This window comes from Actinomadura meridiana, from assembly GCF_039537545.1.
In the GTDB taxonomy this organism is placed as follows: Bacteria; Actinomycetota; Actinomycetes; order Streptosporangiales; family Streptosporangiaceae; genus Spirillospora; species Spirillospora meridiana.
The window spans coordinates 87,975-114,807 of the sequence record NZ_BAABAS010000028.1 but is presented as its reverse complement, the minus strand read 5'-3'; the positions used below and the strand labels follow the sequence as shown (position 1 = coordinate 114,807).

General features: G+C 70.6%; 31 protein-coding genes. 12 read left to right on the top strand and 19 right to left on the bottom strand.

Annotation, left to right across the window (positions count from 1 at the left end; genetic code table 11):
• Positions 1–100 precede the first annotated feature (100 nt).
• A complete protein-coding gene (gene pdxH, locus ABD808_RS35080; protein WP_344906641.1) occupies positions 101–784 on the top strand; it encodes a pyridoxamine 5'-phosphate oxidase in 684 nt (227 codons plus the stop codon).
• A complete protein-coding gene (locus ABD808_RS35075; RefSeq protein ID WP_344906638.1) occupies positions 781–2,112 on the top strand; it encodes an MFS transporter in 1,332 nt (443 codons plus the stop codon). Before pdxH ends, ABD808_RS35075 begins: the two co-directional genes overlap by 4 nt.
• Before the next feature lie 12 nt (positions 2,113–2,124).
• Here the strand turns inward: ABD808_RS35075 and ABD808_RS35070 are convergent, their stop codons facing one another.
• Complete coding sequence (locus ABD808_RS35070; RefSeq protein WP_344906636.1) at positions 2,125–2,574, bottom strand: uracil-DNA glycosylase family protein; 450 nt, start codon at positions 2,572–2,574, stop codon at positions 2,125–2,127.
• Positions 2,575–2,809: 235 nt separating this feature from the next.
• Here ABD808_RS35070 and ABD808_RS35065 point away from each other — a divergent pair, with 235 nt between their 5' ends.
• Complete coding sequence (locus ABD808_RS35065; protein ID WP_344906633.1) at positions 2,810–3,511, top strand: iron-dependent transcriptional repressor DtxR; 702 nt, start codon at positions 2,810–2,812, stop codon at positions 3,509–3,511.
• Between the two features lie 134 nt (positions 3,512–3,645).
• Here ABD808_RS35065 and ABD808_RS35060 read toward each other — a convergent pair whose 3' ends face one another.
• Positions 3,646–3,792: a hypothetical protein gene (locus ABD808_RS35060; RefSeq protein ID WP_344906630.1), complete on the bottom strand. Its 147-nt coding sequence runs from the start codon at positions 3,790–3,792 to the stop codon at positions 3,646–3,648.
• Here ABD808_RS35060 and ABD808_RS35055 point away from each other — a divergent pair.
• Positions 3,791–6,241 carry a SpoIIE family protein phosphatase gene (locus tag ABD808_RS35055; protein ID WP_344906627.1) on the top strand — a complete coding sequence of 817 codons (2,451 nt, stop codon included), beginning with the start codon at positions 3,791–3,793 and terminating at the stop codon, positions 6,239–6,241. The two genes, ABD808_RS35060 and ABD808_RS35055, sit on opposite strands and share 2 nt — an antisense overlap.
• A 5-nt stretch (positions 6,242–6,246) precedes the next feature.
• Positions 6,247–7,242: a zinc-dependent alcohol dehydrogenase family protein gene (locus ABD808_RS35050; RefSeq protein ID WP_344906624.1), complete on the top strand. Its 996-nt coding sequence runs from the start codon at positions 6,247–6,249 to the stop codon at positions 7,240–7,242.
• Positions 7,243–7,254: 12 nt separating this feature from the next.
• On the opposite strand, the gene ABD808_RS35045 is transcribed toward ABD808_RS35050, so the two are convergent.
• The gene (locus tag ABD808_RS35045; protein WP_344906621.1) at positions 7,255–8,076 is read right to left on the bottom strand and encodes a class I SAM-dependent methyltransferase; all 822 of its coding nucleotides are present in this window, start codon (positions 8,074–8,076) and stop codon (positions 7,255–7,257) included.
• A 149-nt stretch (positions 8,077–8,225) separates the two neighbouring features.
• On the bottom strand, positions 8,226–8,387 hold the full coding sequence (locus ABD808_RS35040; RefSeq protein ID WP_344906618.1) for a hypothetical protein: 162 nt from the start codon (positions 8,385–8,387) through the stop codon (positions 8,226–8,228).
• A 110-nt stretch (positions 8,388–8,497) separates the two neighbouring features.
• Here ABD808_RS35040 and ABD808_RS35035 point away from each other — a divergent pair, with 110 nt between their 5' ends.
• From ABD808_RS35035 to ABD808_RS35025, 3 genes are all read left to right on the top strand, one after another.
• Positions 8,498–8,908, top strand: a complete 411-nt coding sequence (locus ABD808_RS35035; protein WP_344906615.1) for a hypothetical protein — start codon at positions 8,498–8,500, stop codon at positions 8,906–8,908.
• A 47-nt stretch (positions 8,909–8,955) separates the two neighbouring features.
• On the top strand, positions 8,956–11,004 hold the full coding sequence (locus tag ABD808_RS35030; protein WP_344906612.1) for a DHA2 family efflux MFS transporter permease subunit: 2,049 nt from the start codon (positions 8,956–8,958) through the stop codon (positions 11,002–11,004).
• Positions 11,005–11,070: 66 nt separating this feature from the next.
• Positions 11,071–12,216 carry an acetyl-CoA C-acetyltransferase gene (locus tag ABD808_RS35025; RefSeq protein WP_344906609.1) on the top strand — a complete coding sequence of 382 codons (1,146 nt, stop codon included), beginning with the start codon at positions 11,071–11,073 and terminating at the stop codon, positions 12,214–12,216.
• Here the strand turns inward: ABD808_RS35025 and ABD808_RS35020 are convergent.
• The 14 genes from ABD808_RS35020 to ABD808_RS34955 form a co-directional block, all read right to left on the bottom strand.
• Complete coding sequence (locus tag ABD808_RS35020) at positions 12,213–13,163, bottom strand: helix-turn-helix domain-containing protein (RefSeq protein WP_344906606.1); 951 nt, start codon at positions 13,161–13,163, stop codon at positions 12,213–12,215. The two genes, ABD808_RS35025 and ABD808_RS35020, sit on opposite strands and share 4 nt — an antisense overlap.
• A gap of 59 nt (positions 13,164–13,222) precedes the next feature.
• Positions 13,223–13,966: an SDR family NAD(P)-dependent oxidoreductase gene (locus tag ABD808_RS35015; protein WP_344906604.1), complete on the bottom strand. Its 744-nt coding sequence runs from the start codon at positions 13,964–13,966 to the stop codon at positions 13,223–13,225.
• Complete coding sequence (locus ABD808_RS35010) at positions 13,963–14,991, bottom strand: 2,3-butanediol dehydrogenase (protein ID WP_344906602.1); 1,029 nt, start codon at positions 14,989–14,991, stop codon at positions 13,963–13,965. The genes ABD808_RS35015 and ABD808_RS35010 overlap by 4 nt, the downstream gene beginning before the upstream one ends.
• A 3-nt stretch (positions 14,992–14,994) precedes the next feature.
• Positions 14,995–15,528, bottom strand: coding sequence for a 2,4'-dihydroxyacetophenone dioxygenase family protein (locus ABD808_RS35005; protein ID WP_344906599.1), 534 nt, complete (start codon positions 15,526–15,528; stop codon positions 14,995–14,997).
• A gap of 59 nt (positions 15,529–15,587) precedes the next feature.
• Complete coding sequence (locus tag ABD808_RS35000) at positions 15,588–16,370, bottom strand: GNAT family N-acetyltransferase (RefSeq protein ID WP_344906596.1); 783 nt, start codon at positions 16,368–16,370, stop codon at positions 15,588–15,590.
• Positions 16,371–16,372: 2 nt separating this feature from the next.
• Positions 16,373–16,798 (bottom strand): MerR family transcriptional regulator, encoded by a 426-nt coding sequence (locus ABD808_RS34995; RefSeq protein ID WP_344906593.1) that lies wholly within the window; start codon positions 16,796–16,798, stop codon positions 16,373–16,375.
• Positions 16,799–16,816: 18 nt separating this feature from the next.
• Positions 16,817–17,629: a hypothetical protein gene (locus tag ABD808_RS34990; RefSeq protein WP_344906590.1), complete on the bottom strand. Its 813-nt coding sequence runs from the start codon at positions 17,627–17,629 to the stop codon at positions 16,817–16,819.
• A gap of 22 nt (positions 17,630–17,651) precedes the next feature.
• The gene (locus tag ABD808_RS34985; protein WP_344906587.1) at positions 17,652–18,107 is read right to left on the bottom strand and encodes a glycine-rich domain-containing protein; all 456 of its coding nucleotides are present in this window, start codon (positions 18,105–18,107) and stop codon (positions 17,652–17,654) included.
• Positions 18,108–18,187: 80 nt separating this feature from the next.
• Positions 18,188–19,036, bottom strand: a complete 849-nt coding sequence (locus ABD808_RS34980; RefSeq protein WP_344906584.1) for a helix-turn-helix domain-containing protein — start codon at positions 19,034–19,036, stop codon at positions 18,188–18,190.
• Positions 19,037–19,045: 9 nt separating this feature from the next.
• A complete protein-coding gene (locus ABD808_RS34975; protein ID WP_344906582.1) occupies positions 19,046–19,585 on the bottom strand; it encodes a DUF6879 family protein in 540 nt (179 codons plus the stop codon).
• A 2-nt stretch (positions 19,586–19,587) separates the two neighbouring features.
• On the bottom strand, positions 19,588–19,809 hold the full coding sequence (locus tag ABD808_RS34970) for a hypothetical protein (protein WP_344906579.1): 222 nt from the start codon (positions 19,807–19,809) through the stop codon (positions 19,588–19,590).
• Between the two features lie 239 nt (positions 19,810–20,048).
• A complete protein-coding gene (locus ABD808_RS34965; protein ID WP_344906576.1) occupies positions 20,049–20,315 on the bottom strand; it encodes a DUF397 domain-containing protein in 267 nt (88 codons plus the stop codon).
• Between the two features lie 108 nt (positions 20,316–20,423).
• Positions 20,424–20,624: a DUF397 domain-containing protein gene (locus ABD808_RS34960; RefSeq protein WP_344906573.1), complete on the bottom strand. Its 201-nt coding sequence runs from the start codon at positions 20,622–20,624 to the stop codon at positions 20,424–20,426.
• Positions 20,621–21,169, bottom strand: a complete 549-nt coding sequence (locus ABD808_RS34955) for a DUF5753 domain-containing protein (protein ID WP_344906570.1) — start codon at positions 21,167–21,169, stop codon at positions 20,621–20,623. The genes ABD808_RS34960 and ABD808_RS34955 overlap by 4 nt, the downstream gene beginning before the upstream one ends.
• A gap of 10 nt (positions 21,170–21,179) precedes the next feature.
• Here ABD808_RS34955 and ABD808_RS34950 point away from each other — a divergent pair, with 10 nt between their 5' ends.
• The 4 genes from ABD808_RS34950 (at position 21,180) to ABD808_RS34935 (ending at position 25,867) form a co-directional block, all read left to right on the top strand.
• Complete coding sequence (locus ABD808_RS34950) at positions 21,180–21,551, top strand: ATP-binding protein (RefSeq protein WP_344906567.1); 372 nt, start codon at positions 21,180–21,182, stop codon at positions 21,549–21,551.
• Positions 21,552–21,593: 42 nt separating this feature from the next.
• Entirely contained in the window at positions 21,594–22,001 is a 408-nt protein-coding gene (locus ABD808_RS34945) for a DUF4259 domain-containing protein (protein WP_344906564.1), read from the top strand.
• Between the two features lie 67 nt (positions 22,002–22,068).
• Positions 22,069–22,809: a hypothetical protein gene (locus ABD808_RS34940; RefSeq protein ID WP_344906562.1), complete on the top strand. Its 741-nt coding sequence runs from the start codon at positions 22,069–22,071 to the stop codon at positions 22,807–22,809.
• Between the two features lie 154 nt (positions 22,810–22,963).
• Positions 22,964–25,867, top strand: a complete 2,904-nt coding sequence (locus ABD808_RS34935) for a helix-turn-helix transcriptional regulator (RefSeq protein ID WP_344906559.1) — start codon at positions 22,964–22,966, stop codon at positions 25,865–25,867.
• Positions 25,868–25,954: 87 nt separating this feature from the next.
• Here the strand turns inward: ABD808_RS34935 and ABD808_RS34930 are convergent, their stop codons facing one another.
• Positions 25,955–26,773: a class I SAM-dependent methyltransferase gene (locus ABD808_RS34930; RefSeq protein WP_344906556.1), complete on the bottom strand. Its 819-nt coding sequence runs from the start codon at positions 26,771–26,773 to the stop codon at positions 25,955–25,957.
• Positions 26,774–26,833: the final 60 nt, after the last annotated feature.

Here is a 26,833-nt window from a genome sequence, read left to right as displayed (position 1 = left end):
TGATAAGGCGGTGCCGTGCCATTGAACCCTGTGGGCTTTACCGTCCAGTACCCAGGGGTCGTGCGAGTTGCACAAGGCGCAGGTGAGAGGCTCTGACGCTGTGGACTCCCCAACGCCAGATCCCGCACGGCTGCGCGCGTCCTACGAGGGCGGCGAGCTGGCCGAGCCCGCGCTGCCCGCCGACCCGCTCGCGCTGTTCGCGGCCTGGTTCGCGGACGTGCACGCCTTCGGGCTGCCCGAGCCGAACGCGATGGTGCTGGCCACGGCGTCGGGCGATGGCGTGCCGAGCGCGCGGACGGTCCTTTTGAAGGGGTACGGACCGCGCGGGTTCCGTTTCTTCACGAACCTGACGTCGCGCAAGGGCCGCGATCTGGCGGAGAACCCCCGGGCGGCGCTCGTTTTCCCCTGGCACGCGATGCACCGGCAGGTCCGCGTCGCCGGGGCGGTGGCCGAGCTGTCGCGCGACGAGTCGGCCGACTACTTCCGGACGCGTCCGCACGGGTCGCGGCTCGGCGCGTGGGCGAGCGAACGGCAGTCGAGCGTCATTCCCGGCCGGGACGTCCTGGAGCGCCGCTTCGCCGAACTGGCCGAACGCTGGCCCGAGGAGTCGCCCGACGCCCCCGGCTCCGTCCCCCTGCCGGACTTCTGGGGCGGGTACCGGCTCATGCCGGAGTCGATCGAGTTCTGGCAGGGCCGCCGGGACCGCCTCCACGACCGGATCCGCTACCGCCTCGCAACCCGGGACGAGCAGGGAGAGTGGGTGCGGGAGAGACTGTCTCCGTGACATCGGAACAGCAGCCAACCCCCACCCACGCTCCTGACACCCCCGAGATCCCCCGGAAGCCCGCGAGCACGCGCCAGAGCAGGCTGCGCGGTCTGGCGATCGACACCCGGCCACTGGCGCACCCGGCGTTCCGGCGGCTGTGGCTCGGGCAGGGCGTGTCGTTCGTGGGATTCCAGGTCACCGCCGTGGCCGTCCCCGTCCAGGTGTACAAGATGACGGGGTCGTCGTTCTGGGTGGGCGTGCTCGGCTTCGTCAACCTCGTCCCGCTGGTCGTGTTCGGGCTCTGGGGCGGCGCGGTCGCCGACCACATGGACCGGCGCAGACTGCTCCTGGCCTCGTCCCTGGTGATGTGGGCGGCGACGCTGCTGCTGCTGGCGCAGGCGCTGCTCGGCCTCGACAGCCTGGGCCTGATCATGGCGGTGGTGGCGGTGCAGGCCGTGGGGTTCGCAGTGAGTTCGCCCGCCCGGAGCGCCATCATTCCCCGGCTGCTCGACACGCCCCTGGTCCCGGCGGCCAACACCCTCAACTTCACCGTCCTCCAGGGCGCCGCGCTCGCCGGGCCGCTGTTCGCGGGCGTGATCCTCGCCCGCTGGGACTACGGGGTGGCGTACGCCCTGGACGCCGTGTTGTTCACGGTCGCCATGTACGCGGCGCTGCGCCTTCCCGCGATGCCGCCGCTGGGCGACGTCACGGGCTCGCCCGGGCTGCGGTCGGTGTTCGACGGGCTGCGCTACCTGGCCGGGCAGCCGGTCCTGATGATGTCGTTCGTCGTGGACATCATCGCGATGGCGATCGCGATGCCGCGCGCCCTGTTCCCCGAGGTGGCCGAGACGCGGTTCGGCGGCGAGGGCGCGGTCGGCTACCTGTTCGCCTCGATCGCGATCGGCGCCGTCCTCGGCGGGCTGTCGTCCGGCTGGATCGGGCGCGTGCGCCGCCAGGGCGTGGCGCTCATCGTCTCCATCGTGGTCTGGGGCCTCGCGGTGGCCGCGGCCGGGCTGTCGGGACGGCTGTGGCTCGTGGTGGTGCTCCTCGCCGTGGGCGGGGCGGCCGACCTGGTGTCCGCGGTGTTCCGGCAGTCGATGCTCCAGACGTACGCGCCGGACGAGATGCGCGGCCGACTCCAGGGCGTCTTCACCGTCGTCGTCGCGGGCGGGCCCCGGCTCGGGGACGTCCGCGCGGGTGCGACCGCCAGCGTCGCCGGAGCCACCGCGTCGTGGGTGGGCGGCGGACTCGCCTGCGCCGTCCTGGTCGTGGTGGCCGGTTTCGCCGTCCCGGCCCTCCTCCGCTACGACACCCGCGTGGCGGAGGGCGTCTCGGCCGACGGCTGATTCCCAGCGGTCTCAGCCGAGCGCGGAGGCCGCCACCTTGAGGTCGTCGAGGAACCCGGCGTACATGGCGTCGCGGTCGTCGGCGCGCAGGACGGCGGACGGGTGGATGGTCGCGACGATCCGGGCGCCCGCGCCGTCCGGCGGCTCCGCGCCCAGGTCCCGTCCGGCGGCGGGGGTGCCGATCGTGTCCAGGCCGGGGAGCGGCAGCAGCCGCCCGCGCTCCTTGGTCACGCGGAACGACGACCCGAACAGGGCCTTGCCCGCGGTGGCGCCGAGCACCACGAGCACGTCCGGGTCCACGAGCCGCAGCTCCGCCAGCAGCCAGGGTCGGCAGGCGCGGATCTCCACGGCGCTCGGCGGCTCGTGGATGCGGCGCTTCCCGTTTCCCTCGCGTTTGAACTTGAAGTGCTTGACGGCGTTGGTGACGTACACGTCGTCGCGCTCGATGCCCGCCTCCGCCAAGGCCCGGTCGTGGCGTTCTCGTAGAGCCCGCGGCCCCGGCAACCGGCCGCGGCGGCGCGCAGCTCGTCCACATCCGAACGCTTTTCGGGGGCGTTAGGCAGGAAAGGTGTGGCGTCTGGGGAAGTTCTCGCGTTCATCTTGCGTTCTCCCTACCCGGCTTCAGGGGGATATTCGCTGGGCCCGGCAACGCGTGGTCCGAGCAAGTAGACTCCTGCCCATAAGAGTGGAGGGAGCTGTGACCTCACACGGCCTGATCGATACCACGGAGATGTATCTCCGGACGGTTTTCGAACTTGAAGAGGAGGGGATCGTTCCCCTCCGTGCGCGCATCGCCGAGCGCCTCTCGCAGAGCGGCCCGACGGTGAGCCAGACGGTGGCGCGGATGGAGCGCGACGGTCTGCTGAGGGTCGAGGGCGACCGGCATCTGGAGCTGACCGACGACGGACGCGGTCTCGCCACGCGCGTGATGCGCAAGCACAGGCTCGCCGAGTGCCTGCTGGTCAACGTGATCGGGCTCCCCTGGGAGGACGTGCACATCGAGGCGTGCCGCTGGGAGCACGTCATGTCGGAGGACGTCGAGCGCCGTCTCGTGGCGCTGCTCGGCAACCCGACCACCTGCCCGCACGGCAACCCGATCCCCGGCCTGAGCGAGCTGGGCGGACGTGGTCAGGAGATCGACTCGGCACCGCTGTCGGTGATGACCGCCGTGGCCACCCCAGGGGGCGCCGGGGCCGTGATCAGGCGGATCAGCGAGCAGGTGCAGAGCGACAGCGACCTGATGCTTAGACTCAAGCAAATAGGGATACAACCGGGACGAGAGGTGACTCTTCGGGCGACCGATGACGGGGTGCAGGTGATCAGTGACGACGAGGCCGAGAGTCCCGCGACGGAACTGCCGCGCGACATCGCCGAACACGTCTTCGTCAGCAGCTGCTGACACGGTCGGCGTGCGTGCTGCGGGGGTGCGTACGGGTCCGAAGTCCGATGTACGGGGTGCCGTCTCGACGGTCTATACCGAAGATCTCCGTAGTGGCGGGTCTTTCGGGCGTATCTCGGCGGCGGGTTCGTCGTTCAATACGACGGGACAGGTACGCGCGGCATCCGTGCCGCGACGCCGGGTGACCACGGGCCGCCGCCGCCGACGGCCGGACGCCGCCGGACGGCCGCGTCGGACGGCGGCCACCGCCCGGCCCGCGACAGGTATCGGGATGGGGACATGAACCAGTGGGGGGAAGCGCCTGACGAGGCGCATCTGCCACCCGAGACCGTCCTCAACCAGATGGAGATGGCGGTCATCGTCTGCGACCGCTTCAGCAACGTCATCTACGGCAACGCCTTCGCCCGGCAGCTGTTCGGGTTCGGCGGCGACGAGATCATCGGGCACTCCATCCTGTCGCTGGGCATCGCCGAGGAGGACCACGAGCAGGCCACCGAGCTGGCTCGGCACGTCCTCAAGGGCGGCGTCTGGGAGGGCACGTTCTGCAACCTGCGGCTGGACGGCACCACCGTCTACACCCGTGCGCACGCCGTGCCGTTGCGGCACCCGTCCGGCGCCGTCGACGGCGTCGTCATCTTCGCGCGCGAGGCGCTGCGCTCCAACCAGCGCGAACAGGACCGTTACGGCCTGATGGAGCGCATCGGCGAGCGGCTCGCCGGGTCCCTTGAGCTGGAGAGCACGCTGCGCCGCGTCGCCGACACCCTCATCCCGCAGTTCGCCGACCACTGCTTCATCGACCTGTACAGCGGCGACCGGCTCTACCGGCGGGTGTCGCGGCACGCGAGCGGTTGGGCGCCGCCGCCCGGCACCTGGGCCGAGGTCGGCGAGCCCGTCTCCTACCCGCCGGGGCATCCCAGCGAGAAGGCGATGAGCCGCCGCGACGCCGTCCTCGTCGAGGACACGGTGCAGCACCGGTTCGCCTCGCCGACCGAACCGTCCAGAGGGCTCGGCGACGCCATGGGCATCACCTCGGTGATCTCCGCGCCGCTGCTGGTGCGCGGCGAGCTGCTCGGCGTGATGAGCCTCGCGCTGTCGCACCTGTCCAAGCGGCCCGACCCGCACTACGACGGGTTCGACCGCGACCTGCTCGGCGCCATCGCCAGCCGGGTCGCGCTCGCCGTCGACAACGCGCTGCTGTTCGGGGAGGAGCGCGACACCGCGCTCGCGTTCCAGAAGCACCTGCTGCCCGGCGAGCGTCCGCCCCGCCTGGACGGCCTCCAGATCGCCTGGCGGTACGAGCCCGCCCGCCCGCTGGAGTCGCACGGGCACGGCATCCAGACCCAGGTCGGCGGCGACTGGTACGACGTGATCCCGCTGTCGGCGGGCCGCGTCGGGCTCGTCATCGGCGACGTCGAGGGCCGCGGCGCTCGCGCCGCCGCCGTGATGGGCCAGCTCCGCGCCGCCCTGCGCGCCTTCGCGCAGGACGACAAGCCGCCCGCCGACATACTGCGCAAGCTCGACGAATGGGTCCGCACGATGACGCGGCCCGAGCGGATGCGGTCCGGCTGGAACAGCGACGACCTCGTCCGGCCCCCGCTGGTGTCGTGCACCTACTTCGTGTACGACGCCTGGTCGCGGGTGCTGGAGTTCGCCAACGCCGGGCACGACCCGCCGCTGCTGATCGTCGACGGCGACGTCGAGGACCTGCCGTTCGAGAGCGAGGGCGGCATGCTCGGCCTGCGCGCCCCCGGGCTCGGCGGCGAGATCCTCTTCAACGAGGAGACGACGCAGCTCAAGCCCGGCTCGACCCTCGTGCTGTACACCGACGGCCTCATCGACCGCAGGCCCAAGGACGACGGTGACCACTACACCCGCGAGGAGTCGCGGGAACTGGTCCGCGCCGCCGTCGCCAAGGCCGCACGCGGCGGTGTCGACGGCGCACGCGGCGGTGTCGACGGCGCACGCGGCGGTGTCGAGGCGATCGCGAACGCCGCCTACGAGGCGGTGCCCGGCGACATCGACGACGATGTGGCGATCGTCGTGATCCGCACGGCGGGCGACGAGCTCGCCGTCGAGGAGCGCACCTTCACCGCCGAGCCGATCATGGTGTCGGAGGCGCGGCGGATGGCCGCCGACTCGTTCGCGTCCTGGGGGATGGCCGACGAGCAGGCCGAACTCGCGTGCCTGCTCGTGTCCGAGGTCGTCACCAACGTCGTCCTGCACGCCACGGCCACGCCCTCGCCGCGCCGCGAGACGCCCGTCCCGGTGCCCGCCGGGCAGCCCGGGCGCGGCGGCGAGCCGCTGGGCGCGCCGCCGCCCGTCCAGTTCAACACCGACTTCGGCACCGGCACGCTCGACGGCGACCCCTTCGACAGCGGCGGCTCGTTCGAGAGTGCGCCGTTCGAGGGCGGCCCCTACAAGGGCGGCTCGTTCGACGCCGGGTCTTTCGAGGGCGGCGCGTTCGACGAGGACGACTGGAACCTCGGCGCCGACCTCGGCCGCCGCGAGCCGCCGACCAAGGAGTTCCGGCTCCGGCTCCGCCGTGGCGCCGACGCCATCTGGGTCGAGGTCTTCGACTCCGACATGCGGCTGCCGCGCATCCGCAGCGCGGGCGAGACCGACGAGGGCGGACGCGGCCTGTACCTCGTCGACCAGCTCGCGACCCGCTGGGGGGCACGGCCCACGTCCAGCGGCAAGGCCGTGTGGTTCGAGCTGCCGCTGACGCCCTGACCGCCATGCGCGCCTGGGTGGTGGAGCGGCCGTCCCCGATCGAGACGGGTCCGCTGAAACGCGCCGACCGCGACGTTCCCGACCCCGGGCCGGGTGAGCTGCTGGTCCGCGTCCTGGCCTGCGGCGTCTGCCGGACCGACCTGCATGTGGCCGAGGGCGATCTGGCCGTCCACCTGCCGGGTGTGACGCCGGGCCACGAGATCGTCGGGGAGGTCGTCGCCACCGGCCCCGGCTGCCTGCACGCCGCCGGTGACCGCGTCGGCGTCGCCTGGCTGCGCGGCACCTGCGGGGCGTGCCGGTTCTGCCGCCGGGGCGCCGAGAACCTGTGCCCCGCGTCGACCTACACCGGCTGGGACGCGCACGGCGGCTACGCCGAGTACGCCCTGGCCTCCGACGCCTACACCTACGCGCTGCCACCCGAACTCGACGACGTCCGCGCGGCCCCGCTGCTGTGCGCGGGCATCATCGGCTATAGGGCGCTGCGCCGCGCCGACCTCCCGCCCGGCGGGCGCCTCGGCATCTGGGGGTTCGGCGGCTCCGCCCATCTAGCCGCGCAGATCGCGCTCGCCGAGGGCGCCGACGTGCACGTGTTCACCCGCAGCCCGGCGGCCCGCGAGCTGGCCCGCGACCTCGGCGCGTCCTTCGCGGGCGACTCCTTCGACGCCGCCCCCGCCCCGCTCGACTCGGCGATCATCTTCGCCCCGGCGGGCGAGCTCGTCCTTGCCGCGCTGGAACGTCTCGACCGTGGCGGGACGTGCGCCGTCGCGGGCATCCATCTGAGCGACGTCCCGTCCCTGAACTACCAGCGCGACCTGTTCCAGGAGCGTCAGGTCAGGTCGGTGACGGCCAACACCCGCGCGGACGGCGAGGAGTTCCTGACACTCGCGGCCCGGCTCGACGTCGCCGTCACGACCCACGCCTACCCGCTGGACGACGCCGACCGCGCCCTGGCCGACCTCGCCGCCGACCGCTTCACCGGCGCGGCGGTACTCGTCCCGTAGGGCGAACCAGGGTCAGGGGATCGGTTCGGCGGCGACGTGCGCCCACGACTGCGTGAACCACAGTTCGCCGCCGATGACGCGGGGTTTCGCGCCCGTCCTCGGGCCGCCGTCGACCTCGGCGACGAGCGCGGTGCGGATGCGTTCGGCGGTCGCCTCGTCGCAGGCGCCCGCCAGCCACGGCTCGACGGGACGCTCCACGGTGAACACGTCCAGGCGGCGGATGCTCCCGCCCGCCGACGTGATCATCTCGGTGAGCCGGGCGATGGACGGCGTGCCGGGATGGTCGGGGTCGCGGAGCCGTTCGATGCGGTCGCGGTCGGGTCCGGCGAGGTTGCCGCGCACCAGGTCGGCGATCACCACCCGTCCGCCGGGACGGCACACCCGCAGCAGCTCCCGCAGCACATGATCGGGGTCGCCCAGGTTGTAGAGCGAGAACCGGGCCGTGACCAGGGAGAACGTGTTGTCCCTGTAGGGCAGCGCGGTGGCGTCCGCACGGATGCGAGTGTGGTCGGGGCCGAGCGGATGGGGGACGTGGTCCTCACGTGTCGTGGCGGCGGGCAGCGCGTCGCCGTCGGCGATCCGGACGGGCCCCGTGCCGAACTCCACCGTCGACATGCGGCGTCGCGGCGTGGGCGCGGTGGCCGCGACGGCGGCGGCCGGGACGGGCAGCCGCATCGCGTCCACGGCGGTCAGATGGCGCACCTGCGGGCCGAGCGCGGCGGGCATCGGGCCGCGCCCGCGCGACACGTCGAGACAGACGTCGTCGCGGTCGGGTTCGACGAACTCCAGCAGTCGCCTCAGATGCGGGGCGATCGCGCCGCCGTTCTCCTGCATCGCGGTCGCACTCCCTCGGCTCGGACCGGCTCCGCCGGACGGGGTACCGCTCGCGGCCGCCAGCGCGGCGCGGAACGGGCGTGAAGCCGGTTTCGTCAGTTATGACTCTCCGTCGAGGGAGTTAGTTCGGGATTCTCCGAACGGGTTCGTCATCCGCGCAGCTGGTCGCCGTACAACGTGAGCACGACCAGTACGAACACGGTGATCACCGCGACCCGGGTGGGCATGGGCAGGCGCAGCCGCACGGCGGCCCAGCGTATGCAGAACGCGGCGAGGAGTGACACGACGACGAGGGCGAGGATGCCTTCCATGGTCACCTTCAATCCGGGGGGACTGCCGCCTCCGTGGAAAACAATAGACGTGTAAGGAGGGGATTACCCGGGTCTCCGCGCCGACCGCTCGACATAGATAATCTCCATCTGTGGCAGATGCGAAGGAAACAGACGGCCGGGACGGCGGCGACACGATCGACGGCATGATGACGAACCTCGCGCGGGCGCGGGTCGCCATCGGGGTCGCGGCGTTCGCGGCGCCGAGGCTGGCCGCGCGGGTCGGCGGGAGCGCCCGCGGCGCCGACGCGGGCCGTGACTTCATGGTCCGCATGTTCGCCGCCCGGGAGATCGCGCTCGGCGCCGGGTACCTGCTCAGCGGCGACGACTCCGTCCGCCGCCAGTGGGCCAGGTTCGGCCTCGCCGTCGACGCGCTCGACGTGTTCAGCGCCCTGCGGACGCGGTCCCGCGCTCCGCTGTGGGTCACCGCTGGCGGGGTGGGCGTCGCGGGCACCGCCGCCGGGATCGGCGCCGCGAAGGTCGTCCGGGAGATCCTGGGCTGACGCCCGGTTCCGGGTGATCTCGCCCGGCTCGCGGGTACCCCGGTGGAATGACGGCAGGAATGGCGGGCATGTCGGGAACGGCGCCGAGCGAGCGGGACATGCCGAAGGGCAGGGACCTCTACGTCATCCTCGGCGCGCTCATGCTGGCCATGCTGCTGGCCGCGCTGGACCAGACGATCGTGTCCACGGCGCTGCCGACGATCGTCAGCGACCTCGGCGGGCTGAACCATCTGTCGTGGGTCGTGACGGCGTACCTGCTGGCCGCCACGGCGTCCACACCGCTGTGGGGCAAGCTCGGCGACCAGTACGGCCGCAAACGGCTGTTCCAGTCGTCCATCGTGATCTTCCTGGTCGGGTCGGCGCTGTGCGGGCTGTCGCAGGACATGACCCAGCTCATCCTCTTCCGCGCCGTGCAGGGCCTCGGCGGCGGCGGGCTGATGGTGCTCGTCGTCGCGATCGTCGGGGACGTGGTGCCGCCCCGCGAACGCGGCCGCTACCAGGGATTGTTCGGCGCGGTCTTCGGCGTCGCGAGCGTGTGCGGCCCGCTGCTCGGCGGCTGGTTCGTCGACAACCTGTCGTGGCGCTGGGTGTTCTACATCAACGTCCCGATCGGCATCGTCGCGCTGCTGGTCATCGCGGCGGTGCTGCACGCGACGGGCGAACGCGAACGGCACCGCATCGACTACCTCGGGACCGCGCTGATCGCGGGCTGGGCCGTCGGGCTCGTGCTGATGACGACCTGGGGCGGGACGCGCTACGACTGGGTGTCCGCGCCGATCATCGGGCTCGGCGCCGGGTCGGTCGTGCTGATCGGGGTGTGGCTGCTCGTCGAGCGCCGCGCCGCCGAGCCGATCATGCCGCCCCGGCTGCTGACGAACTCGGTGTTCTCGCTCGGCGCGGCGATCAGCTTCGCGGTCGGGTTCGCGATGTTCGGCGCGCTGACGTTCCTGCCGATCTTCCTCCAGGTCGTGCACGGCGTCTCGCCGACGCTGTCGGGGGTGCACCTGCTGCCGATGATGCTCGGCATGTTGGTCGCCTCGATCGGCTCCGGGCAGCTGATCAGCCACTTCGGCCGCTACAAGATCTATCCGATGCTCGGGACGCCGCTGATAGCGCTGGCCCTGTACCTGTGCTCGCGGCTGGACGAGGACGCCTCCACCCTGACGATGAGCCTGCGGTTCGCGCTGCTCGGCTTCGGGCTGGGGCTGGTGTTGCAGGTGCTGGTCATCGCCGTTCAGAACGCCGTTCCGTACGGCGATCTCGGTGCCGCGACGTCCGGGGTGACGTTCTTCCGGCAGATCGGCGGGTCGTTCGGGGTCGCGGTGTTCGGGTCGATCTTCAGTAACCAGCTCGCGAGCCACATCAACGATCTGGCGCGGATGCTGCCGCCCGGGTTCGATCCGTCCGCCGTCCAGGGGAATCCGGGCCTGCTCGACAAGTACCCGCCGCAAGTGAAGGACGGCGTCCTGCACGCCTATGCGCAGTCGATCGACTCGGTGTTCCTGTGGGCCGTGCCCGTGGCATCTGTCGCGTTCTTGCTGAGCTGGTTCTTGCGCGAGGTCCCGTTGCGGGCCACTTTGCAGACGCCCGACTACGGCGAGGGGTTCGGGGCGGCTCCGACCGTCCGGTCGTCCAGGCACGAGATAGAGCGCGCCCTGAGCGAACTCATGCGGAAGGACCCGAAGGCCGTCCAGCTCTACGAACGGTTGAGCGCGCGTTCCGGCGTCGCGCTTCCGGCGGGCAGCGTGTGGGCTCTGTGCCGGATCGCCAAGGACGGGACGGTCACCGGCCACGACCTCGCCGACCGCGCCGGAGTCCCCGTCGAGCAGGGCCGCCCGTACGTCGACCGGCTCGTCGACGCCGGATACGTCCAGCGCGCGGACGGGACCATCGCCGTCACCGACTCCGGCCGGGAGCTGGCCGAGCGCTTCTTCACCCTCCGCCGCGAGGCCCTCGCCCGCCACCTGGACGGCTGGTCGCCCGAGGACCATCCGGAGCTGGCCGACGTCCTGCGCAGGCTCGCGGACGTGTCCCTCGGCGACGATGCGGACGGCGCGACCTGTCTGGCCCCCGAACCGGGACCCCCTACTTCGTAGTAACCTCGATTCCACCAACCGAATCTCGCTCGGTTTCGGGACGGAACCTCAGACCTTGGAGGCGCAGTGGCCGAGGCGTACATCGTCGGCGCGGTCCGTACCCCCGTGGGCACCAAGAAGGGCGCCCTCAAGGACGTCCACCCCGCCGATCTCGGGGCGCACGTGCTCAAGGAGGTCGTCAACCGCACGGGCGTCGACCCGTCCGCCGTCGAAGACGTGATCATGGGCTGTGTGATGCAGGTCGGCCCGCAGTCGCTCGACATCGCGCGCACCGCGTGGCTGTCGGCGGGCCTGCCCGAGTCGGTGCCCGGCGTGACGATCGACCGGCAGTGCGGCTCGTCCCAGCAGGCGATCCACTTCGCCGCGCAGGGCGTGCTGTCCGGCACCCAGGACCTCGTCGTCGCGTCCGGCGTCGAGCAGATGGCCATGGTCCCGATCGGCTCCGCCGTCGCCATGGGGCTGGAGAAGGGGATGCCGTTCCCGTTCGGCGAGGGCTGGACGGACCGGTACGGCTCGCAGGAGATCTCCCAGTTCCGCGGCGCCGAACTCATGGCCGAGAAATGGGACTTCAGCCGCGACGACCTCGAACGCTTCGCCCTGGAAAGCCACCAGCGCGCCGCCAAGGCCATCGAGTCCGGCTACTTCGACCGGGAGATCGCGCCCGTCGCGGGCGTGTCGCGGGACGAGGGCGTCCGCCCCGACACGTCCCTGGAGAAGATGGCCGCCATGAACCCCCTGCGGGACGGCGGCCGGATCACCGCCGCCGCGGCCTCGCAGATCTCGATCGGCGCGTCCGCGCTGCTGATCGCGTCCGAGGAGGCCGTCCGGCGGCACGGCCTCACCCCGCGCGCCCGCGTGCACACCCTCGCGATGTGCGGCTCCGACCCCGTCTACATGCTGACCGGCCCCATCCCCGCGACGGAGAGGGCCCTGGACCGGGCCGGGCTGAAGATCGGCGACATCGACGTCTTCGAGGTCAACGAGGCGTTCGCGCCCGTCCCGCTGGCGTGGGCGCAGGAGACGGGCGCGTCCCTGGCCAAGACCAACCCGAACGGCGGCGCCATCGCGCTCGGCCACCCGCTCGGCGCCACCGGCGGCGTCCTGATGACCAAGCTGCTGCACGAACTGGAGCGCACCGGCGGCCGCTACGGCCTCCAGACGATGTGCGAGGGCGGCGGCCAGGCCAACGCCACGATCATCGAGCGCCTCTAACCCGCGGTGCCGCCCGCCCGGGTCTCGGACGGGGTCCGACCGAACCGGGCGCGGAAGTGCCGGGCGAAGTGCGCCTGGCTGGAGAACCCCCGGCGGTAGGCGATGTCGGCGATCGTCGTGTCGGCGGCGCCGGGGGCGGTCAGGTCGTCGTGGGCGTGCTGGAGACGGCGTTCCAGGATGTGCCGGGCCGGGGTCGAGCCCGCCGACTCGAAGATCCGTCCGAGATGCCGGACGGACACCCCCATCACGCCCGCGACCTGCCCCGGCGTCAGGCACGGGTCGTGTAGATGCCGCTCGATGTAGTCCTCGGCGACGATCAGCTGGGTCTGGTACGAGGCGGGCGCGGCCCGTCCACCGGAACGCTCGGTGGCCAGCATCCCGATCAGATCGAGCACGGCCCCCCGGGCGACGTCCGGCCCCGGATTCTCCAGGACGGACCGCAGCGCCACCACAAGCTCGCCCTCCCGGGCCGTCCCGCGTCCGAACAGCATCGGACCCGGGACGCCACCGGGAACGCACTCCTCAACGAACATGTCACGCGGGATGTCGACCAGGAACTGCCGCATCGACGACGAGAACCCGAACAGATACGGGCGCCGCGTGTCGTAGACGACCAGGTCACCCGCCGTGGCGGCCAGACAGCCGTTCTCGTGCAGGAAGACCGCCTCGCCCTTGACCAGCAGCGTCGCGAACACCGAGTCCTTCGGGGTGGACCGTGCCACCTGCGGTGTGCGCTCCACGGCGTGCGCGTTGCCGCTGATCTCGGCGAGCCGCACGTCCCCGAGCTGGAAGTTGGCCTGCGTCGCCAGCAGCCCCCGCTCGCTGTAGGACGAGCACGACAGCCCGACCAGCGCTCTGCGGTTGTAGTCCTCCCAGAACTCGATGCGCTCGCGCGGATCGACGTCCCGCGTGCTCGCCTGAGAGATCATCTGTGCAGGTGCGGGCATGTCCTCGCTCCCCAGGTCGGCGGCGCCCTCCTCGTCTGGAGCTTATGCGCTGTTCGAGGTCATACGGCCAGGTAACCCCCGTCCACCGGAAGAACCGCCCCGCTCACGTAGGACGCGGCGGGCGAGCACAGGAACGCCACCACGGTCGCGATCTCCCTCGGACGCCCGTACCGTCCCGCCGGGATCCGGGCCCGGACGGCTTCAGCGGCGGGCGGGTCGTCCAGCAGCCCGCGTGCCAGCGGGGTGACCACGAACCCCGGCGCGACCGCGTTCACCCGGATGCCGTCGTCGGCGTACTCCGCCGCCAGCGACTTCGTGAGCTGCGAGATCCCGCCCTTGCTGGCGCTGTAGGCGGGCCGGTCGCGGCTGCCGCTGAACGAGAACATCGACGAGATGTTCACGATCGCGCCGCCGACCTCCCCGGCCCGCGCGAGCGCGGGCCGGGCCGCCTGGCACGCCACCATCGTCGCCGTCAGGTTGATCTCCAGGACGCGCCGCCACCGCTCCAGGTCGTACTCCTCGCGGTCGTGGCTGACGCCCGCGCAGTTCACCAGCACGTCCAGCGGGTCGGTCTCCGCGATCAACCCGGTGAGGCCGCCGCCGTCCAGCACGTCATGCTCGACCACGCGGACGCGGGGATGGTCCGGCAGCTCCTTCTCGTCGGCCGGACGCAGCCCGAGCGCGATCACCTCGGCGCCCAGCTCGGCGAACAGCACGCCGGTCGCGGCCCCGATCCCGGACGTCCCGCCGGTGACGAACACGCGCCGACCGGCGAACAGGCCCGGCTCGAACCCCTCGGTCATGGCCGCACCAGCACCTTGATCTCCTCCATGGTGTTCATCAGCGTCTCGAACCCGTCGCGGACGACGTCCTCCAACGGGACCACGGAGGTCACGATGGCCGAGAAGTCCATGCCCTCCTCGGCGACGAGCCGGATCAGCTCCGGATGGCAGTCCCGGTAGCCCACCGACCCGATGATCGTCTGCTCGTCGTTGACGAGCGCGAAGGCGTCGATGGAGAACGTCCCGCCGAGCCCCAGCAGCACGACCCGGCCACCACGCCGCGTCCCAGCCAGGCAGTCGCGCAGCGTGCGTTCCATGCCGACCGCCTCGAACGCCACGTCGGCGACGCCTTCCGGCAGCTCACCGGCGTCGACGGTCTCGTCCGCGCCGAGCCGCTCCGCCAGGATCCGGCGGCTGGGCGACGGGTCACACGCGATCACCCGTCCCGCCCCGTACCGGACGGCCAACTGCACCACGAGCAGCCCGATCGGCCCGAGCCCGACGACCGCGACCGTCTCGCCGTCCCGCAACCCGGACCGCCGCACACCGTGCAACGCGACCGCAGCCGGTTCGAACACGGCCGCCTGCTTCAGCGTGACCCCGTCCGGCAGCCGGTGCAGCATGTACGACGGCAGGACGGCGCGTTCGGCGAGCCCGCCGTCGCCCATCAGCCCGGCGAAACCGAAGTGGGCGCACAGGTTGTACTCACCGGCCAGGCAGCGCGCGCATTCGCCGCACCGGTAGTGCGGCTCGACCGCGACCCGGTCCCCGGGCGCGAGCCCGGTCACGCCGGGCCCGACCTCGGTGACGGTGCCGCTGAACTCGTGCCCGAGCGTCAGCGGCGCGGCCCGCCCCGACTCCGGATGCGGCGCCCCGACCGGGATCGCGTGCGGCCCGTCGGCGTACTCGTGCAGGTCGCTCCCGCAGATCCCGCAGTACGCGACCGTGACCGCGACCTCACCGGGGCCCGGGGCGCCGGACGGCACGTCCCGCACCCGCACGTCCCGCGCCCCGTACCAGACGGCCGCCTTCATCAGTTGGCCCATCGGTCAGCGGAAGAGACCGTCGATGTAGTCGGCGCCCAGCCCGACCTTGTCGTAGTGCTTGCGGCACATGTCGATGTAGTCGTGGACGTCGAAGAACCCGGCGGTGTCACCGTTCTCGTCCAGCCAGATGAGCGGGCCCTTGACGATGAACAGCGTCTTCATGGGATCTTCGTGCTCGTAGGCCACGAGCGTGTGACCCTCACCCGGCGACTCGTAGACGAAGTCACCGGCGGTGGCCGTCCACGGCCGCTCCAGGTAGCCCCACTTACCGGAGATGGTGTACGCGAACACCTCGTGCGGGTGGTAGTGCCGGTTGACGAGCCCGGCCTCCTTGGACCGCAGGATGTCGGACCACGTGTTGTCCTTCACGTTGATCCACAGCGGCCGCGACCCGACCGTGTCGGTGAACGGCACGTAGTACCGGTCGTCGTCGGTGGCGACGTTCGGGATGTACACCTCGGGCAGGGCGTCCGGCTTCAGCGAGTTCTCGATCGGCTTGAGGTTCTTCCAGAACTCCGACTTGGGGGCTTCGGGCATGTGAACGGCTCCTCTCACGACGGGATGCCGTGAGTGAATCGTTTTCGGGGCACTCCCGTCTATCCCGGACCGGACGCCGCCTTTTGCAGATCCAAGACATGAGCCCCCGCCGCCCGGTAGTGAAACGCCCGAACCTCCCTGAACCCCGCCCGCCCGTACAACCGCAGAGCCGGGTCGTTCCCATGCTCCACCTGGAGATACATCCGCCAGGCCCCCCGCGCCTCAGCCCATCCGGCCAACGCGCCGAGCACCGCCCGTCCAGCTCCCCGCCCCCGCGCCTCGGGCAGGGTGGCCATGTTGAACACCCCGGTCCAACCAGCCTCGGCGACCGCCCGCCCGACCGCGACGACCTCGTCCCCGACCGTCGCCCGGACGTAGGCGGACGGCGCGTCCACCCGACCGATCATGTTCCGCTCGGAGCGCACATCCCCACCCCGCACCGCGTGCCAGGCATCGAACCAGGCACCGCTCGGACGCTCGTCCACCCGGATCCCGACCGGCCCGGACGTCCGCTCCAGCACGTCCGCGGCCACCCCCACCTGCAACGACACAGGACTTTCCCACCGATACCCACGCTCTCCCAGAACCCCGTCAAGCCCCTCGGGGCACACCCCGGGAGTGATCTGGAACCGAGCAGAAGCACCATGCCCCGCGTAGAACTCCTCCGCCTCCACGACCTTCCGCACAAGATCGTCCGCCCCGACCTCCCCATGCGGAAGCACGGTCTGCACCCACCACGAAGAACCAGGTGCAAGCCGCAGCAACCACCCACCAACGTCCCGCACATGCTCAGCGGGAAGCGCCCGAGCCGCCCGCTCCTGCAACTCCCGCACATCGACCATCGTCAGTGACGGTGCGCCTCGTCGATGGACGCGCCACCGAGACGCGCCGAGACCATGCCGGTAAAACTCGGGCAGTCGAAGAAGTCCTCATGCGGACACGCCAGCGAATGAGCGACGGCAGTCCGAGCCGCCTGAACCTGGACGATCCGCTCATCCAGCTCGGCAAGCTTCCGCCCAGCCACCTCCCGCCGCCCGTCAGCAGACGTCGCCGAAGCGAGAAGTGCCTTGAGATCACGCAACGAGAACCCGACGTCCCGCAGAAGCAAAATCACCCCGACCAGCTCAACCGTAGAAGGCGGATACCGCCGCTGCCCCGACACCCGTACAGGCGGCGGAAGCAGCCCAACCCCTTCCCAATACCGCAACGCAGAAGCCGCGACCCCACTCCGGCCCGCCAGTTGCCCAATCGTCAACGTCTCATCCGCCATAGCGCCTTCAACGGTACGTCAACAAAGCAGCCCGCGCCGGTACATAGCCCACCGAACAGCCGCGTCGACAACCGCCCGCGCCCATGGATGCGCAGGCGCCCAGAACGCCTCCAGCCACGTGGAAGCCAGCAGCCGGGCGTAGTAGTCGACCACCTCAGGATCGGCCGCCTTCCAAGCGTCCAGGTCACCGACGATGTCTTCGGCATCCCTCGGGGCGTGACCGCACGCCACCAGGTTGACCACCAGATCGGCGGGGTTCACGAACCGCGCACCCCGCGAGGCCATACCCCAGTCGACCAAACGGGCACCCGCGCCAGCGACCAGAAGATTTCCAGGATTCAGATCAGTGTGCAGCAACGCCGTCCCAGCAAGTCGCCCCAGGCGCTGCGGAACGATGGCGTAGTCGGACCACCGCCCCTCGAACCACATCACCCTCAAACCATCGGGCACCCGCAGACCGTCCACCGCCGCAAGCGTTTCGAGGACGGCGTCCAAATCCCGAGACCCAGGCGTGTAATCCGCGCGACGCCCCCGCACATGTTCGAACCCCAGCAGCCGCCACTGTCCGCACTCGACGTCGCAGACCAGAGCAGGGGTAATAGACAGGACGTGCGGGTTGACCGCGGCCTCGCGGTCAAGCTGGGCGACCGCGCGCTCGTTGACCACGGGAGCGCCCTTGATGAACACCTGCCCGCCGTCGAAGCGGGCGACAACGGCGAGGGCCGAGCGTCGCCCCTCACGGACGGGCTCGACTGTTGCCGGCTGCCCCAGTTCGTCCTGGACGGCGTCACGAAGTTCGTGTGGCAGGCTCTCCCACTCGACGCGGTCCACGAAGGGAGAGCCCGCCCCGCGATCAGGCACCTGAAATCTTGACGACGCACGGGTTGGGCGGGCAGCACGGGTAGGCCGCGCCCGCCCAGTGCTCGACCTCGACCCGGTACCCGGTGGCGAACAGCGCCGGGAGCGTTCGTGAGATCTCCTTGTCGCCCATGCTCACGCCAGGCGCGGGCGGGACGTGATGCAGGAAATAACCAAACGTCTCCGCGCAGAACTCGGCGTAGTCCTGGCTGTGCAGCAGGAAGGCGTGCCAGCCCGGGTCCACGGTCTCGGACATCCCGAGCCGCACTCCGGGGTTCTCGGCGACGGCACGCAGCCACACCAGCGTCTGCCCGACCACGCCCTCGGCGTAGGAGAGGGTGACCTCCTGGCCTTTGGCGACGTACGCCGACAGCTTCGCGAACAGTTCGGTTCCGACCAGCTCGCGCGGGTCCTTGGCGGTCTTGGCTTTCCGTTCGGTTGCGACGATCACCGTTACCTCCAGACGTCGATTCCCTTCGCGGGACGTCTCCAGATTGGCCGTGCGTCCGGACGCGGGGCCAGGAGCTTGCTTCAGCTTGCTCGTAGCATTCGGACCGCATCCGCGATCAGCTCACGCGCGGCGGGTCCGTAGACGGCTGATCTCGCGAGTACGTCGAACTCCTGGAGGTACACCGCGATCTCTCGTGGCTGTGTGATCGTTAGCTCGGCCGAAGCGGTGTCCACGAGGACGAGGCGTTCGTCGAAGACCCAGAAACCGTGATGGGGTGCTCGCCGATGCCGGGCCCGCGTCGGGATGATGCCAAGGCTCAGCCTCGGCAGGATTGACAGCGTGAGCAGCCGTTCAAGCTGCGCGATCATGACATCGTCGTCCGCCAGTCCGATCGTCAACGCGACCTCGCACATCACCATGTGGAAGCGGCGGTCACGGTCCCCGCGCCTGAGCACGTCCTGCCGGTCCATGCGACTCTGAACGGCCGTGTCGACATCGCCGCCGGTGCCGTGAAAGGCGATGTTGTCGCGGAACCGTTGCGCGGCATAGTCGCGTGTTTGGAGCAGGCCGGGGACGACGAATGGTTCGAAGATCCGGAACAGCCTCGTTTCGGCTTCCTGCGCCGCGATGCTTCGCTGGCGTCGTCCCGCGCCCGCCCGCCACTCCCGCCGCCATTCCGTGTAGGCACTCGAGATGTTCCGGACGGTCGCGATCAGGTCAGGAAGGTGCTCCTCGGCGTTGACGAGGCGGCACCACGTCCGGATGTCGTCCTCGCCGGGCGTCTGCCTGCCGTGCTCGATCTTCGAGACCTTGCTCTCGTGCCAGCCCGCCAGCTCGGCGAGACGGCGCTGCGCGAGCCGCGAGTCCTTACGCAGCTCGCGCAAGCGCAGGCCGAGCGCATCGCGGGCCTGTTGATGGGACGTGGACATGGGCGACGATCAAAGGCCCCGCGAGAACTCGTCCCGGCTGACCGATGCCTTCCAAGCGAGGTCCCGCCACCGCTGGTGCTCCACGACGGTGGCCGCCTCGTCGAGCAGTTCGGCGCCGAGAGGCTGGTCGTCGTCGTCGAAGTGCAGGACGGCCACCCGTTCCTCGTCGAGCAGCCATGCGTCATGCGGTGGCCGCACCGGCAGCCCGAGCGCGGCGGCCCGCTCACGGTCGAGGTATTGGATCTCTTCCCCGGCTCCCAGATTGCCCTGAGCGGACCACAGCGCGTATCGCGAGTAGTCCCCCAGTGGCACCGACACGACGCGGACCCGCGTGAACGGGCGCCCTTCCCTCACCGCCACCCGTGTCATCTCACCCCAAGAGTGCGCGCCGAGGAGGAAGTGCTCGTCCGGGTCGCCCGCGAGAAACCGCCGAACTCGTTCCTGCTCGGCGGGCACGTTGTAGCGGTCGCGCGTCTCCAGCCGGAACGCCGAACGCCGGACGTTGCGGAAGATCGCACCGAACTGGTCGCCGCTCACCAACTCGGCCACGGTCAGCCCTCCGCATGGTGGTCGTCGTAGTGCTCGATCAGATGCCGGACCAGCGCCGGTTCGATCTCCACGATGCTCTCATCGTCGGCGAGGTTACGTACATCGCCGAGCGCTGCTGGGTCGGTGACGACCTTCCCTTGAACCACGTAGGTGCCGCGGTCGGTGGCGTACAACGCCGGGCAGTTGCCGTGGTCGGAATCCGTCCCGAGGAGCCGTAACCGCATGATCCTGCCTCCATCCGAGTGCTTGCCGAGACTTGCTCACCTCACAGAGCAGCTTCAGCTCGCGAGCACGCTCTCGTCCATGACCACAGGCGCTACAACGTGCAGGCGTCCGCGCCCACCTCATGTTGCAAGGGGTCGCCGAATGCCGGACCGCAGAAGATGGGGGCCAGGTTGTGGAGTGGGGGGCTGGCCGAACAAAAGTAAAGCCCCTAGAACCGAAGGAGGGTCTGTGGGGGCGGTTACTGGTCGAGTTCGCCGGTCTTGATGCGACGGACGAGCCCGGCGACCGCCGGGCGGCTGAACTGGAGGACGGGCCCTTGCGGGTCAGTGCTGTCTCGCACGCCGATGACGACGCCCAGGCTGGCCAGTTCGACGCAGGTGCCGCCTTCCTGGCCAGTGTGGCTGCTCGTGCGCCATGTGGTGCCCAAATTAGCGAGTTCGACGCACGTGGTGCCCTCTTGGCCACTGTGGGTGCTCTTACGCCATGTGTCGTGGTCGGATCTCATGGCCTGATGTTCCTCTGTTGGAGGATGGTTGGCGATGCTGTGCTCTGTGGCTGAGCAGCCGAAATACGAGTAAAGCCCCCTCCGGAGAGGGGGCCTGTGAGGGGACGGTTAACGGTCGAGTTCGCCGGTCTTGATGCGGCTGACGAGTTGGGCGACCGCTGGACGGTTGAACTGGAGGACCGGCCCTTGCGGGTCCGTGCTGTCCCGGACGCCGACGGTGAGGTCGAGGTTGGCCAGTTCGACGCAGGTGCCGCCTTCCTGGCTGGTGTAACTGCTCTTGCGCCATGCGACTTGTTCTACGTTCTTCACAAGCTCTCCATCACCTCGCGGATCAGAGCCTCCGACGCCACATCGGGCAAGGCTGCGCTGAAGATTAGGTCCCACAGCTGTCGGAGCCCTTCCACTTTAGAGCTTAGTTCGATCACCCGGCCGGTGCCGCCTGCGCTTTCTACGAACCCGATCTCGGGTTCGCCTGCCTGACTGAACAGTGTGAAGCCTGCCGCAGGATAGACCTCTGCGTCATCCGGTACGACGAGTACGGTGATGTTGGGCTCGCTTATTAGGTCCAGTAGCGAGGTGAGCTGGGCTTTTGTGATCTCCTTGCTGCCAATGATCTTTCGGATTGCCGCTTCGAGAATGAGAACGACGACCCACGGTGGCTCGTCCCTACGCAGCACTTCCTGCCGGGCCATTCGACTGGCGACGGCCCGATCGAGGCGGTGAGCTCGTTGACCTGGCCGCAGAAGCGCGCGTGCGTAGTCTTCGGTCTCGAACAGCCCCGTCACAGCGACGGGTTCGTAGATACGTATGGCGTCGGCGGGGCGCGGGGTCTTGCGGCGGGGGTTTCTGGCCACGCCGGACGTTGTGCGGGAGGGGCGGCTGATCGTCGAGTCGCAGGCGCTTCAGTGGGGGCTTGCCGAGGAGACGGTGCAGGCCGCTGTTCTGATCACGTCGGAGCTGCTCACGAACGCGGTGGAGGCGACTCCGGGTTCGCCGGTCGCGTTGCGGATGGGGCTGGTCGGCAACGGGCTTCAGGTGGAGGTGTGGGACTCGTCGCCCGAGCGGCCGAGGAGGTCTTCGCCCGATCTGGAGGGGCCGCTGTCTGGTGCTGCTGATCCGGGTGGGTGGGGGCTCGGGATCGTGGACGCTCTGTCCGAGGCGCATGGGGTTCGGGACGAGGCCGAGGGCAAGAGCGTGTGGGCCGTGGTGAAGGCGCTCCGGGGAGATCGGCGTTGACTGTCGGTGGTGGCTTCTAGGGTGCGGGTCTGGAGGTGGGAAATGGGGACTTGGGATGCCAGCCCGTTCGGTAATGACTACGCGGCCGACTTCGCCTCGGAGCTTGACGAGCTGCCGCTTGTGGAGCGGGCCGCGGCGATTCGGGGAGCGTTGGAGGACGTGATTCGGGAGGCGGGGTACCTGGACAGCTTCGAGGGCGTGCGCGGGGTCGCCGCTGCTGCGTTGGTCGCTGTGCAATGTCCCGGGGGCCCGTCTACCGACTCTGTCTATGGGCCGGACGAACCTGTGCCGGAGTTGCCTGTCGATCTCCGGGCTTTGGCGGTCAAGGTGTTGGATCGTGTCCTTGCGCCGGAGTCGGAGTTGCGGGAGCTCTGGGACGAGGTCGATGGTCGGGAGTGGCTAGATGAGCTCGACCGGCTCCGCGCGCCTCTCGCCGCATCCCCGAACTGACCGGCGGAGGCCGTTCGGTGGCCAACCGTTGGGTGTGGGTTGGGGCTAGTGGCGGAAGGTCTGCTGTGTGGGGGACTGGTTCTCTAGGGAGATCGCGGACGCTGGGCGGCTGAGGCTGACCTGTTTCCTTGTGGCGTTCATCGTCGGGTTCCTGTTCATCCGGTTCAGCGTCCGGATGATTCGCAGGCAGGCGCGGTGGTGGCCCGGGAACGTCGCACCGGGTGGGCAGCACATTCACCACGTGGTTTTTGGGCTGGTGTTCATGTGCGTCGGAGGTGTCGGCGGGCTTGCCATCGCGGACGGGACGTCGGCGTGGGCGGGGGTCGCGGCGGGGGTGTTCGGGGTTGGTACCGCGCTTGTGCTGGACGAGTTCGCGCTCGTCCTGCACCTGGAGGACGTCTACTGGAGCGAGCAGGGACGGTTGTCGGTCGAGGTGGTGTTCATCACGATCGCGTTGTGCGGGCTGCTGCTCGTGGGCCTGCGGCCCCTGGGGGCGGACGACGTCGCCGGGGACGGCCTCTGGACGATCGCGTTCGTCCTGATCTTCGACCTGTGCCTGTCGTTCGTCGCGCTGCTGAAGGGCAAGATCTGGACCGGGCTCATCGGGTTGTTCGTCGGGATCGTGGCGTTCGTCGGCGCCGTCCGGCTGGCGCGCCCCGACTCCCTGTGGGCCCGGCGTCGGTACGCGGAGGGATCGCGGAAGGAACGTCGCGCGCGGGTGCGTGAACGCCGGTACCGGCTGCCCCTCCAGCGGCTGGGGGACCGGTTGAGCGACCTCGTCGCCGGACGTCCGTCCGGCGGGCCGTAGATCTTTCTGGAAGGAACGCGAACTATTTCCGGGTGCGCGGACGTCTGACTGTGTGGTGGCCGTGGCCATCGGGGGACCACGGCCACCTCGTGGGGCGCGTCTCACCGGTGAATATTCAGGTGGGATTGTCCGATCCGTTTGGCATGCTTGTGACGTGAGCGCGCGTGCGATGAGTCCTGTCCTGGTCGGTCGGTGGGCCGAGCTGGGAAAACTGGACGCTGCCCTCGCCGAGGCGCCCGGGGCCGTGCTCGTCGGCGGGGACGCGGGCCTCGGCAAGACCCGGCTGATCCGCGAGTTCACCAAGGTTGTGGACGGGCAGCGGGCCAAGGTGCTGGCCGGGGGCTGTCTGGAGCTCGGGTCGGACGGCCTGCCGTTCGCGCCCTTCACGACCGTTCTGCGGGGGCTAGTCCGCGACATCGGCATTGATGGGGTCGCGGCGCTCGTGCCGCGCGGTGACACCGGGCTGCTCGCGCGGCTGCTGCCCGAGTTCGGGGAGCCGGAGTCCGACGAGGCGTCCGACGAGGAGCGCGCCCGGCTGTTCGAGGTCATGCTCGCGCTTCTGGAGCGGCTGGCCGAGCGCGAGACGGTCGTGCTGGTCGTCGAGGACGCGCACTGGGCCGACCGGTCCACCCGCGACCTGTTGGCGTTCCTGGTCCGTAACCTCGGCATCGCGCCGGTGCTGATCGTGGTGACCTATCGGACGGACGAGCTGCACCGCACCCATCCGTTGCGGCCGCTGCTCGCCGGGCTGGAGCGGGTCGAGCGGGTCCGCCGGATGGAGATCGAGCCGCTGTCGCGCGCCGACGTCGCCACGCTCGTCGCCGAACTGCTCGGCGCTCCGCCGACCGCCGGGCTCGTCGAGCGGATCGCGGCCCGCAGCGAGGGCAACCCGCTGTTCATCGAGGCGCTTCTCGACGACGACGGCACGCTGGCGTGCGAGCTGCCCGAGTCGTTGCGCGATCTGCTGCTCGCGGGCGTCCAGCGGCTCCCGGAAGAGACACAGGACGTGCTGCGCGACGCCAGCGGCGGCGGCACCCGGATCGAGCACGCGCTGCTGGCCGCCGTGACCCGGCTCGACGACACCGCGCTCGCCCGGGTGCTGAGGCCCGCCGTCGCGGCGAACATCCTGGTCGTGGAGGGCGACGGGTACGCCTTCCGGCACGCGCTGATCCGCGAGGCCGTCCACGACGACCTGCTGCCCGGCGAGTACACGCGGCTCCACAAGCGCTACGCCGAGGCCCTGGAGGAAGATCCGGGGCTCGTTCCGGCGGGCCGATCATGGGTCGAGCTGAGCTACCACTGGAACGCGGCGCACGACAGCACGTGGGCGCTGGTCGCGTCCTGGCGCGCCGCCGCCGAGGCGCGCAAGGCAGTCGCCTACGCCGAGTGCCTGGCGATGCTGTCGCGCGTCCTCGAACTGTGGGACCAGGTCCCGGACGCCGAGGCGCGCATCGACGCGAGCCACGTCAAGGTATTGCAGGACGCGGCCACCGCCGCCGACCAGGCGGGCGAGTACGACCGTGGCCTCAAACTCGCCACCGCCGCGCTCCGCGAACTGGAGGCCGAGGCCGAGCCCGACCCCGAGCACCGCGCCCTGCTCCTGGAGTTGCGCGGCCGGATGCGCTACCAGATGGCCCGTCCCGGCTTCCTTGAGGACATCCGCGCCGCCGCGGACGCGTTGCCCGCCGACCCGCCGACCGTGCTCCGGGCGCGGGCCCTGGCGACGCTGGCGAACTACGTCCGCGTCACCGTCGACATGGAGACGGGCCGCCGGGCGGCCGCCGAGGCGCTGGAGACCGCGCGCCGGCTCGGCGATCCCGTGACCGAGGCCGAGGCGCTGGTCACCGCGTTCTGCGTCGACATCGACTACGCCAGCGACGCGATGCTCGCCGAGGTGGAGGACGCCGCCGAGCACAGCGGCAACCACCGGGTCCTGCTCCGCTACTACGTGATCAAGTCGCATTTCCTGGAGGGCGCCGGACGGCACGAGGAGGCCGCCGCCGTCGCCGGACGCGGCACCGAACTCGCCCGCGAGTACGGGGTGGCGCGCACGCAGGGCACGTTCATGTCCATCAACCAGGCCGAGCCGCTGGTGTCGCTCGGCCGGTGGGACGAGGCGCTCGCCGTCCTGAACCACGCCGTCGAGCAGGACCCGGCGGTCACGACGCGCACGTCGCTGCTCGTCCTGTCCGGGTGGATCGCGCTGGCGCGCGGCGACGTGGCGGCCGCCAAGTCGCGGCTGGTGCCGTCCCGCGAGATCATGAAGGTCAAGGCGAAGTGGCTGAAGACGCAGGACTACTTCGCCGCCCTCTGGCTTGAGGCGAACATCGCGCTCGCCGAGGGTCGCCCCGAGGCCGCGCTGGACGCGGTGCGCCCCGTCCTGGAGAAGCAGGGCCTGCCCGACGACGCCCGTTACGCCTGGCCCGCGCTGATCACCGGCGTGGCCGCGTGCGCGGAACTCGGCGACGCCTCACCCGGTGAGCTGCGCCGGATCGAGGAGCGCGCCGCCGGGCTGCGCTGCGTCGGCCCGCTCCAGGACGCGCACCGGCTGATGTTCGCCGCCGAACTGGCCCGCGCCCGCGGCGATCTCGACACGCTCGCGTGGGACGAGGCCGCGGCCGCGTGGGAGACGCTCGGCAACCCCTACTACCGGGCGCGGGCGCTGCTGCGCGCCGCCGAGGCCGCCGTGGTCGACGGCGACCACGACGGGGCCGCCGAACGGCTGCGCGTCGTGACCGATTTGGCCGCTGGGCTCGGCGCCGTCCCGCTCGGGGAACAGGCCGCCGACCTGCTGCGCCGCACCCGGACGCCGCGCCGCGACGCCTCGGTGCCGCTCGGCCTGACGCCCCGCGAGTTCGAGGTGCTGCGCCTGGTCGCGGACGGACGCAGCAACCGCGACATCGCCGAGGCGCTGTTCATCTCCGTGAAGACGGCCAGCGTGCACGTGTCCAACATCCTCGGGAAGCTGGACGTGACGAGCCGGGGCGAGGCCGCCGCGACCGCGCACCGGCTGGCGCTGTTCACCGCGAACGGCCACTCGCCCCGCGTCGAAGCCTGACCGCGCGTCGAAGCCCGACCCCCGCGTCCAAGCCGACCCCCCGCGTCCAAGCCCGACCCCGCGACCCGGCGGCCCGCCGGGACCCGGTCAGCGTGGGACGCGGGCGACGCAGAAGACCGTCTGGCCGAACGGCGGCCGGACGAAACGCTCGATGGTGCGGGTCAGCGGCACGACCGTCCGGTCGTAGATCTTGACGAGCTTCGGGTCGGGATATCCGGCGCCGCCCCGGCGGACCGCGAACCACCAGGCGATGCCGCCGAGGAAGTTGATCGGCTTCAGCACCTCGGGGACGAGCCCCGCCGCGCGGACGGTCTCCTCCAGCGTCGTCGGCGTGTACCGGGTGACATGCCCGACCTTGCGGTCGAAGTCGCCGTACAGCTGCATGTAGCCGGGCACCCAGATCACGATCCGGCCGCCGGGCTGGGTGACGGCGGCGAGGTCGCGCAGCGCCTGCGCGTCGTCCTTGATGTGCTCCAGGACGTTCATCATCACGACGGTGTCGACCTTGCGCCGGATCTCGATCTCGGCGGGCAGCGCCAGGTCGATGACCTCGACGTCCTCGTTGCCGTCGTAGCGTTCGCGCAGCTCGCCGACGCAGTACGGGTCGTTGTCGCTGACGACGAGGTAGTCGAGCCTCCCGGCGAACTGCTCGGAGAAGTGCCCGAGCCCGGAGCCGACCTCCAGCATCGACCGGCCGACGTGCGGCGCGACGGTGTCGTACTCGTACTTGCGGTAGTTGCGGGCCTCGTCCCCGCCCAGATGGTTCTCCAGCTGGCCCTCACCGGCGGCCGGTTGGACGACGTCGCCGTCCGGGTCCGGCTTGGCGGCCGCCGGTTCCTTCGGACGGCTGCCGACGAGGCTGAGGAGCGATCCCGCGATGGACTTCTTCTGACCAGGTGACTGCATACTTCCCGCTCGCTGGGTGCGTTGGCGTGCGGCGATCTCGCCGCTGTGCTGTTGGTTCCG

What these genes read in the sequence shown, in the direction of transcription:
- ABD808_RS35055 (WP_344906627.1), top strand. Translation starts at nt 3,791, where the DNA reads ATGAACCAGTGGGGGGAAGCGCCTGACGAGGCGCATCTGCCACCCGAG.
- ABD808_RS35060 (WP_344906630.1), bottom strand. Translation starts at nt 3,792, where the DNA reads ATGTCCCCATCCCGATACCTGTCGCGGGCCGGGCGGTGGCCGCCGTCC.
- ABD808_RS35050 (WP_344906624.1), top strand. Translation starts at nt 6,247, where the DNA reads ATGCGCGCCTGGGTGGTGGAGCGGCCGTCCCCGATCGAGACGGGTCCG.
- ABD808_RS35045 (WP_344906621.1), bottom strand. Translation starts at nt 8,076, where the DNA reads ATGCAGGAGAACGGCGGCGCGATCGCCCCGCATCTGAGGCGACTGCTG.
- ABD808_RS35040 (WP_344906618.1), bottom strand. Translation starts at nt 8,387, where the DNA reads ATGGAAGGCATCCTCGCCCTCGTCGTCGTGTCACTCCTCGCCGCGTTC.
- ABD808_RS35030 (WP_344906612.1), top strand. Translation starts at nt 8,956, where the DNA reads ATGACGGCAGGAATGGCGGGCATGTCGGGAACGGCGCCGAGCGAGCGG.
- ABD808_RS35020 (WP_344906606.1), bottom strand. Translation starts at nt 13,163, where the DNA reads ATGCCCGCACCTGCACAGATGATCTCTCAGGCGAGCACGCGGGACGTC.
- ABD808_RS35015 (WP_344906604.1), bottom strand. Translation starts at nt 13,966, where the DNA reads ATGACCGAGGGGTTCGAGCCGGGCCTGTTCGCCGGTCGGCGCGTGTTC.
- ABD808_RS35010 (WP_344906602.1), bottom strand. Translation starts at nt 14,991, where the DNA reads ATGGGCCAACTGATGAAGGCGGCCGTCTGGTACGGGGCGCGGGACGTG.
- ABD808_RS35005 (WP_344906599.1), bottom strand. Translation starts at nt 15,528, where the DNA reads ATGCCCGAAGCCCCCAAGTCGGAGTTCTGGAAGAACCTCAAGCCGATC.
- ABD808_RS35000 (WP_344906596.1), bottom strand. Translation starts at nt 16,370, where the DNA reads ATGGTCGATGTGCGGGAGTTGCAGGAGCGGGCGGCTCGGGCGCTTCCC.
- ABD808_RS34995 (WP_344906593.1), bottom strand. Translation starts at nt 16,798, where the DNA reads ATGGCGGATGAGACGTTGACGATTGGGCAACTGGCGGGCCGGAGTGGG.
- ABD808_RS34980 (WP_344906584.1), bottom strand. Translation starts at nt 19,036, where the DNA reads ATGTCCACGTCCCATCAACAGGCCCGCGATGCGCTCGGCCTGCGCTTG.
- ABD808_RS34970 (WP_344906579.1), bottom strand. Translation starts at nt 19,809, where the DNA reads ATGCGGTTACGGCTCCTCGGGACGGATTCCGACCACGGCAACTGCCCG.
- ABD808_RS34965 (WP_344906576.1), bottom strand. Translation starts at nt 20,315, where the DNA reads ATGAGATCCGACCACGACACATGGCGTAAGAGCACCCACAGTGGCCAA.
- ABD808_RS34945 (WP_344906564.1), top strand. Translation starts at nt 21,594, where the DNA reads ATGGGGACTTGGGATGCCAGCCCGTTCGGTAATGACTACGCGGCCGAC.
- ABD808_RS34930 (WP_344906556.1), bottom strand. Translation starts at nt 26,773, where the DNA reads ATGCAGTCACCTGGTCAGAAGAAGTCCATCGCGGGATCGCTCCTCAGC.